Source organism: Bartonella sp. CE47NXGY (genome assembly GCF_042195415.1).
Taxonomy (GTDB): domain Bacteria; phylum Pseudomonadota; class Alphaproteobacteria; order Rhizobiales; family Rhizobiaceae; genus Bartonella.
Window position 1 is genome coordinate 1 of the sequence record NZ_JBHIOI010000008.1, and the last position, 8,649, is coordinate 8,649.

General features: G+C 39.1%; 7 protein-coding genes. 5 read left to right on the top strand and 2 right to left on the bottom strand.

What is annotated here, in order from left to right; all coding sequences use genetic code 11:
• Both pnp and ACFIL3_RS04190 read left to right on the top strand, forming a co-directional pair.
• The coding region (gene pnp, locus ACFIL3_RS04185; protein WP_375681865.1) for a polyribonucleotide nucleotidyltransferase at positions 1-2,067 on the top strand (2,067 nt) is incomplete at its 5' end.
• A 72-nt stretch (positions 2,068-2,139) separates the two neighbouring features.
• Positions 2,140-3,135, top strand: coding sequence for a class I SAM-dependent methyltransferase (locus tag ACFIL3_RS04190; protein ID WP_375668317.1), 996 nt, complete (start codon positions 2,140-2,142; stop codon positions 3,133-3,135).
• A gap of 19 nt (positions 3,136-3,154) precedes the next feature.
• On the opposite strand, the gene hslU is transcribed toward ACFIL3_RS04190, so the two are convergent.
• Positions 3,155-4,465, bottom strand: coding sequence for an ATP-dependent protease ATPase subunit HslU (gene hslU / locus ACFIL3_RS04195; protein ID WP_375611822.1), 1,311 nt, complete (start codon positions 4,463-4,465; stop codon positions 3,155-3,157).
• On the bottom strand, positions 4,466-5,047 hold the full coding sequence (hslV, locus tag ACFIL3_RS04200; protein WP_012754621.1) for an ATP-dependent protease subunit HslV: 582 nt from the start codon (positions 5,045-5,047) through the stop codon (positions 4,466-4,468). It lies immediately after the preceding gene.
• A gap of 220 nt (positions 5,048-5,267) precedes the next feature.
• Between hslV and ACFIL3_RS04205 the strand changes: the two genes are divergently transcribed.
• From ACFIL3_RS04205 to ACFIL3_RS04215, 3 genes are all read left to right on the top strand, one after another.
• Positions 5,268-6,257, top strand: a complete 990-nt coding sequence (locus ACFIL3_RS04205; RefSeq protein WP_375627650.1) for an asparaginase — start codon at positions 5,268-5,270, stop codon at positions 6,255-6,257.
• Between the two features lie 123 nt (positions 6,258-6,380).
• Positions 6,381-7,379 carry a type I pantothenate kinase gene (gene coaA / locus ACFIL3_RS04210; RefSeq protein WP_375627680.1) on the top strand — a complete coding sequence of 333 codons (999 nt, stop codon included), beginning with the start codon at positions 6,381-6,383 and terminating at the stop codon, positions 7,377-7,379.
• A 13-nt stretch (positions 7,380-7,392) separates the two neighbouring features.
• Positions 7,393-8,649: M17 family metallopeptidase (locus tag ACFIL3_RS04215; protein WP_375681866.1), on the top strand; the 1,257-nt coding region annotated here is incomplete at its 3' end.

An 8,649-nucleotide genomic window follows, 5' to 3' on the forward strand; every position in this document is an offset into this window, starting at 1 on the left:
ACCGTTGTATCGGCCAAAATCCCAAAACCAGACCAGGACTTTTTTCCACTCACCGTTAATTATCAAGAAAAATCCTATGCTGTTGGTCGAATACCTGGGGGCTATTTAAAACGTGAAAGTCGACCAAGTGAAAATGAAACTTTGGTTTCACGTTTGATTGATCGCCCAATTCGTCCCCTTTTCGTTGAGGGATATAAAAATGATACACAAGTTATTGTTTCCGTTATACAGCATGATCTCGAAAACAATCCCGATATCCTTGCGATGATTGCATCTTCTGCGGCATTGACCCTGTCAGGTGTTCCTTTCATGGGGCCTATAGCCGGTGCCCGCGTTGGCTATTGTAATGGACAATATATTCTTAATCCTCATATCGATGAAATGCCTGAATCAAAACTTGATCTTGTTGTTGCTGGAACAGAAAGTGCTGTTTTGATGGTTGAATCAGAAGCACAAGAATTACCGGAAGATATCATGTTGGGGGCCGTGATGTTTGGTCACAAAGGCCTTCAACCTGTCCTTGATGCCATTATAAAGCTTGCTGAAGTTGCTGCAAAAGATCCTCGTGATTTTGTTCCTGAAGATCTTTCTGAGCTTGAAAAAGCGATGCAGAAAATGGCAGAACAGGATATACGAAAGGCTTACACAATTACTGATAAGCAAGAACGTTATGCTGCAATTGATGCACTAAAGACAGAAATCCTCAATAAATTTATGCCAGAACCAGAAAAAGACTGTCAATTTAGTGCAGATCAAATTGCAACCGTATTTAAACAGTTGCAAGCAAAAATTGTTCGTGGAAACATTCTTGATACCCAAAAGCGGATTGATGGACGCAATCTTTCTACCGTACGCCCTATCCAATCAGAAGTAAGTATTTTACCCCGCACACATGGATCAGCACTCTTTACCCGCGGAGAAACACAAGCGATTGTCGTTGCAACATTGGGAACTGGTGAAGATGAACAATATGTTGATTCTTTGACAGGAATGTATAAGGAAACATTCCTTCTCCATTACAATTTTCCACCATTTTCAGTGGGTGAAACGGGACGCCTTGGTTCTCCAGGTCGTCGTGAAATTGGACATGGCAAATTGGCATGGCGGGCAATTCACCCCATGTTGCCAACGAAAGAATCTTTTCCTTATACCATTCGAGCTGTCTCAGAAATCACTGAATCCAATGGCTCTTCTTCTATGGCAACGGTTTGTGGAACCTCACTTGCTCTTATGGATGCTGGTGTTCCTCTAGCACGCCCTGTTGCTGGTATTGCTATGGGCTTGATTAAAGAAGGAGAACGCTTTGCTGTTCTTTCTGATATTTTAGGGGATGAAGATCATCTTGGAGATATGGATTTTAAAGTCGCAGGAACAGAAAATGGTATTACTGCCTTGCAAATGGATATCAAAATTGATGGTATTACCGAAGAGATTATGAAAATCGCGCTTGAACAAGCCAAAGGTGGACGAATCCATATCCTTAATGAGATGGCGAAAGCTTTAACCAGTGCACGTGCTGAGCTGAGTGAATTTTCTCCACGAATCGAAGTTATGAATATTTCTGTCGATAAAATCCGTGATGTTATCGGCTCTGGTGGTAAAGTTATTCGGGAAATCGTGGAACAAACTGGAGCAAAAATTAATATTGAAGATGATGGTACCATTAAAATTGCTTCTGCTGATGCTAAAACCATTGAAGCAGCAAAACGTTGGATCCATTCTATTGTCGATGAGCCTGAAGTTGGTGCTATCTACCAAGGAACAGTTGTAAAAACTGCAGAATTTGGTGCATTTATAAACTTCTTTGGTTCTCGTGATGGACTCGTTCATATCTCTCAGCTTGCATCAGAACGCGTCACCAAAACAACAGATATTGTAAAAGAAGGTGACAAAGTTTGGGTTAAATTAATGGGCTTTGATGAGCGTGGAAAAGTTCGGTTATCAATGAAGGTCGTTGATCAAACAACCGGAAAGGAAATCACCGGTGATAAAGCGATGAATGAAGAAAAGTGCGTGGATGAAAAAAAACAACCTGAAAATAAGCGCCGCCGTAAGAAAGAAGAGTAAGTTTTTCCTCTTATCGTATCATGAAATGCCATCCCAACATTGGAGTGGCATTTTTCTTTGAAAGAGTCATATGTGTTATTATTTTTGCCTTTTGAAAATCATGAACTCCCGTATCCTGATCCAAACCAGTGTTGGCTAAGTTTTGGTTTAACAGAAATCCCAGCTCCAGAATGGGCACAAAATTTAAAAGTTATTACGCCTTGGCGACCAGATTTTTTAAAATTTGTCGATACTCAATTTCACTGCTCTCCTCAAATAGATAAAACTTTCAGCTATGATGGTGCATTTTTACATTTGAGCAAATATCGTGGTTTGAACCAAAATTGTTTTCTTGATTTATTAGAATGCGTTAAACCCAATAGATGGATTGTAATTAGTGGGGATAAAACTGCTGGTGCTGCTTCAATGATGAAATGGGTCAAAACAATTGTTCCCATCACCAATAAATTGTCTAAAAATCATGGTCTTGTATTTTGGTTGCAAGTTCCTCAACAAATTGAGAGACATAACATTGCGCAATTGCGCTCACCACCGCTCACTTTTGGTAAATTTCAAACCACTTCTGGTATGTTCTCACACGGACGTATTGATCCAGGATCTGCTGCGCTTGCTTCTTATATGCTCAAAATTATTTCTGGAAAAACGGCTGATTTTGGTGCTGGATGGGGTTATCTTTCTCACGTTGCGCTTGAAAGAAGTGAAAAACTCACCGCTCTCGACCTTTATGAAGCAGACTACAATGCTTTGAGAGCAGCAAAACAGCACCTTAAATCCATAACAGCTCCTTTTCCAATTCATTTTTATTGGCATGACCTTGTACATGAACCTGTCACAAATCTATATGACACAATCATTTCAAATCCACCGTTTCACACACAACAAACAACAGATGTTTCATTAGGAAAAAATTTTATTATAAATGCTGCAAAGTGCTTAAAGCCAAGCGGCAGTCTGCTTTTTGTTGCAAACCGCCACCTGCCTTATGAAACATTATTAAAAAATATTTTCCGCACAGTGTTGATACATGAACAAGCCCATGGTTTCAAAATTATCGAAGCACGCAGATAAACAGAACAAGCAATAACTTTCAAAGAATAAAACGTGAAAGATCGATATCAGCAGCAAGCTCGCCAATAGATTTTCTCACATAAGCAGCATCAATTTTAAACGATGTTCCAGCTTTATCAGGTGCAGTGAAAGAAATCTCATCCAAAACGCGCTCCATCACTGTTTGCAAACGACGTGCCCCTATATTTTCAATCCTTGCATTTAAATCTACAGCAATATCTGCTAAAGCATCAATTGCATCATCGGTAATTTCCAAATGAACCTCTTCCGTTGCCATAAGAGCGATATATTGTTTAATCAAACTAGCTTCTGGTTCCGTTAGAATGCGCCGTAAATCTTCCCTTGTTAAAGGGTTCAGCTCCACACGGATGGGCAAACGTCCTTGAAGTTCCGGTAATAAATCAGATGGCTTGGAAACATGAAATGCACCTGAGGCAATAAAAAGAATATGATCTGTTTTGATTTGCCCATATTTTGTAGCAATTGTTGTTCCTTCAACCAAAGGCAAAAGATCCCGTTGAACGCCCTCACGCGAAACCGCAACACTTGCTCCACCATCCCTGGTTGCAATTTTATCAATTTCGTCGATAAAAACAATACCGTCATTTTCAGCAACACGAAGCGCCTCTTGAATAATTTGCTCCTGATCAAGGAGTTTTTCAGATTCATCATCAATGAGCGGTTTAAAAGAATCCTTTACTGTCGTCTTACGGACTTTTGTACGACTGCCCATTTTGCCCAAAATATCTGATAAATTCATAATACCCATTTGTGCCCCAGGCATACCAGGAATATCAAAGGTTGAAGCACTATTGCTATTATTATCGGCGACTTCAATTTCAATCTCTTTCTCATCCAATTCACCTTCACGCAATTTTTTACGAAAACTATCACGGGTAGCAGGACTTGCTGTTTTACCAACAAGGGCGTCTAAAACGCGCTCTTCAGCATTCACGTGAGCCTTTTCTTTTATTTCATCCCGTTTCTTTTCACGCACAAGAGAAATGGCAATTTCAACAAGATCTCGAATAATTTGCTCAACATCACGTCCCACATAACCAACTTCAGTAAATTTAGTCGCTTCTACTTTAACGAAGGGTGCTCCAGAAAGTTTTGCTAATCGACGTGCAATACCAGTTTTACCAACTCCTGTTGGCCCTATCATTAAAATATTTTTTGGCATAACTTCTTCACGCATCGGCTCATCAAGCTGTTGCCTACGCCACCGATTGCGCAATGCAATAGCTACAGAGCGTTTGGCATCATTTTGGCCAATAATAAAACGATCAAGTTCAGAAACAGTCTCACGAGGGGAAAATACAACACACATTTAAATAGCTTTCTCTAAAGAAGATAATTCTGCATCCAATGTTTCAATCGTAAAATGATCATTGGTGTAAACACAAATTTTAGCGGCAATAGCCATAGCTTTACGAGCAATAGTTTCTGCATCCAAATCCAAATCCATGAGTGCACGCGCTGCTGAAAGAGCAAAATTTCCTCCAGAGCCAATTGCCATAACCCCATCTTCTGGCTCTAAGACATCACCAAGCCCTGTTAGAGCCAAAGTTACTTTCTTATCAGCCACGAGCATCATTGCTTCGAGACGACGCAAATAGCGATCTGTTCTCCAATCTTTTGCAAGTTCCACACAAGCACGCATAAGCTGATCAGGATATTGTTCAAGCTTTGTTTCCAATCTCTCCAGTAATGTAAAAGCATCTGCCGTAGCACCTGCAAAACCAGCAATAACCACTCCGTTCTTTCCAAGACGACGCACTTTACGTGCATTGCCTTTCATAATTGTCTGTCCAAGAGAGACCTGACCATCACCGGCCATCACGACTTTTCCACCTTTTCGTACCGTAATAATTGTTGTACCATACATTATGTCTGGCTTATGTTCTGTCATAAGGAAACTCCTTAATATTAACTTTACTTTTTAATATTGATTTCTTTTCATACAATGTAAAACTCAATTACTATTGTCCTATTTAAGAACATATACAGCAAAACACAATGATTCAGCATAACTCAATTTGTTGAAAATGGAAAAATGATATCATTGTTGTCAATGTAAATTACTGCTAAATAGCTTTATATAAACAGTTTGTGCTTTTTAGAGGAAAATTATGAAAAAAATAGCCATAGGGACCTTAGGTGGAACAATTGCAATGACTGCTGATAGTTTTGGTCACATGCAACCGACTTTAACTTCAGATAACCTCATAAAAAGTGTTCCTGATTTAAATAACGTTGCTGATATTCATGCACAAACATTGATGCAAATACCAAGTGGATCTTTATCGTTTCAAATGCTTTTTGAAATAATTAAGTGGGCAAAACAACAAATAAACGCTGGTGCAGAAGGTATTGTTTTAACACAAGGGACTGATACTCTGGAAGAAACAGCTTTTTTTCTTTCTCTTTATTGGAAAGAAGCCGAACCACTCATCATAACCGGTGCTATGCGCATGCCTCATGAAGCAGGCGCCGATGGCCCCGCCAACATTTTAGCAGCCACTCGTGTCGCAGCAGCCACACAAAGTCGTAACAGGGGCGTTCTCGTTGTCATAAATGATGCAATTCATTCACCTTATTGGCTCTATAAAAGCCATACCGTCAAAGTCGAAACATTTCAATCAGGTCTTGCAGGTGTTTTAGGAACTATTTTAGAGGGAAAACTTATTTATTTCAATGATCGAAAATTTTTCCCAAAAACGTTTGATCTTCCCCAAAACCATGATCATCAAATTGCACTCCTCTATTCCTCTTTATCATCTGATGCAAAATTAATGAAACTATGCCTTGAAAGTGGGTATTATGCTGGAGTTGTTATTGCTGGTTTTGGTGCAGGACACTGTAGTTTTCAAGAAGCAGACCTTGTACAACAATATGCACAAAAAATACCAATCATTATTGCTAGTCGTTGTTGTAATGGCTCAACAACTCGTATAACTTATGGCTATAAAGGCTCCGAAATCGATATGATTGCTTCTGGTGCTCTCATGTCTGGTTATTTATCAGCCGTAAAAGCGCGTCTACTTTTATGGACTTTTTTGGCGCAAGGGCACTCATTAGCACAAATCCGTGCAAACTGGAATGACTGGACTATAAGTTAATGAAAAATGATCTACTATCTTAAAAGAAGAGAGCATGCAAAACAAAATTTACTTGAAAATGAAGCCGCTCATCTGTCTACTCTTAAATCAATTGCTGCTGCAAAAAATTCTCGACCAATACAAATGATTGATACGACTATACAAAAAATTAATCAGAAAGATAATCTGATCAAATCCGTTTCTGACCGATATTCACCCTATCGCGTTTTTACTGCACAAGAATGGTCAGAGTTTCGTGCAGACACACCTCTTACTTTGACTTTTGATGAAATTAAGCGTTTACGCTCTATTGATGATCCTATTGATCTTAAAGAAGTCCAACGCATTTATCTTTCTTTATCGCGTCTATTATCATGCCATGTTGAAGCAGTACAGGAACTTTTTCACAAACGTCAGCAGTTTCTTCATCAAGAAGAGAGTAGAAAAACGCCCTTTATTATTGGAATTGCTGGTTCTGTAGCTGTAGGAAAATCAACCACGGCTCGCATTCTTCAAGAACTGTTGAAAAGATGGACATCTAGCCTTAAAGTTGATCTAATCACAACGGATGGTTTTCTCTATCCTAACGCAATCTTACAGCAAAAAAATCGAATGAATCGCAAAGGATTTCCTGATTCCTATGACATTAAAAAGTTGCTGTGCTTTCTTTCGGCTATAAAAGCAGGTATCGGAAATGTCCGTGCCCCGCTTTACTCACATATGATCTATGATGTTCTAGAAAATCAGACTATTACCATTGATCGTCCTGATATTTTAATTGTTGAAGGTATTAATGTATTACAGGTCAGTGATCTTCCTAAAGATGGAAAAGCTATTCCTTTCGTATCAGATTTTTTTGATTTTTCAATCTATGTCGATGCTGAAACAGAAGTCATTCGTCACTGGTATTTGGAGCGCTTTAAACGTTTGCGTAAAACAGCTTTTCAAAATCCTGAATCCTATTTTCATCGTTATGCCCATCTCAATGAAAAAGAAGCTTCAAAAATCGCTGAGGATCTTTGGCAAACGATTAATTTAAAAAATTTACAGGAAAATATATTGCCAACACGACCACGGTCCAATCTCATTCTACGAAAGGGAAAAAATCATTTGGTCGAATATGTCGCACTTAGACGACTATAAGGATCTCATAACTATGCAGCACCACCACATTTATTTTACCTCAACACGTATCGATAACAGTTGCCCTATCATCTTGGTAAACCAAAGAACTCTTGCCAACTTATCACTTGATGCGTCAACAACAGCATGGATAAAAGTTAATGACTTTACTGGTAAAGCGGGACAAATACTCTTTATTCCTCACGAAACGGGGCATTTAAAAAAAGTTTTATTTGGAATTGGCAATGGTAACGATCCTTTTATCACAGGAGTTCTTGCTCAAAAACTTCCTGCTGGTCAATGGCATTTAGAAGGTACAACCTCTGATGAAATAAATACCTATCTTGGATTAGCATTCGGTAGCTATCAATTTAATCGCTATCGTCAAAATTCTTCTTTCAAATCATTATCTATCCATGTCAATGAGGCTATTGATCTTAATGAACTCCAACGAATTTATGAAGCTGTCTTTTTCGTCCGTGATCTCATTAATATTCCAGCCAATGATATGAACCCTGATACTCTCGAAAAAGAAGCTCGAAAACTAGGAAAAACCTATGGTGCTCATATCAAAAGTATTTGTGGAGACGATCTCTTAACCCATAACTTTCCGATGATTCATGCTGTAGGACGAGCAGGCAGCACTGCACCACGACTGATTGAGTTACTCTGGGGGCAAGAACATCATCCTAAAATAACGTTGGTGGGCAAAGGCGTAACTTTTGATACTGGAGGCCTCGATATTAAATCAGCCAATAACATGTTGCTTATGAAAAAAGACATGGGGGGTGGAGCAAACGTTTTGGGATTGGCTAAACTTATCATGGATGCAAAATTGCCTTTCCGTTTACGCGTTTTGATTCCAGCTGTAGAAAATGCAATTTCTGCGAATGCTTACCGACCAGGTGATATTCTCAAAAGTCGTAAAGGTTTAAGTGTTGAAGTAGGTAATACAGATGCTGAAGGGCGACTTGTCCTTGCCGATGCACTCGCCTATGGTGATGAAGAAAGTCCACAATTCATGCTTTGTATGGCTACTTTAACAGGGGCAGCGCGTATAGCATTAGGACCAGATCTTCCCGCATTTTATTGTAATGATTCAATATGGGCACAACAAATTTCTGAATCTGCTCACGCTGTCTTTGATCCTCTTTGGCAAATGCCCCTTTGGAAACCTTACCAAGAGATGTTATCATCACCAATTGCTGATCTTAACAATGTAACTGGAAATAGCTTTGCTGGTTCTATAACGGCTGCTTTATTTCTTAATTCTTTTGTTGAAAAAGCTGAA

Coding starts and splice junctions, on each gene's coding strand:
- hslU (WP_375611822.1), bottom strand. CDS start 4,465: ATGTGTGTTGTATTTTCCCCTCGTGAGACTGTTTCTGAACTTGATCGT.
- hslV (WP_012754621.1), bottom strand. CDS start 5,047: ATGACAGAACATAAGCCAGACATAATGTATGGTACAACAATTATTACG.
- ACFIL3_RS04205 (WP_375627650.1), top strand. CDS start 5,268: ATGAAAAAAATAGCCATAGGGACCTTAGGTGGAACAATTGCAATGACT.
- coaA (WP_375627680.1), top strand. CDS start 6,381: ATGATTGATACGACTATACAAAAAATTAATCAGAAAGATAATCTGATC.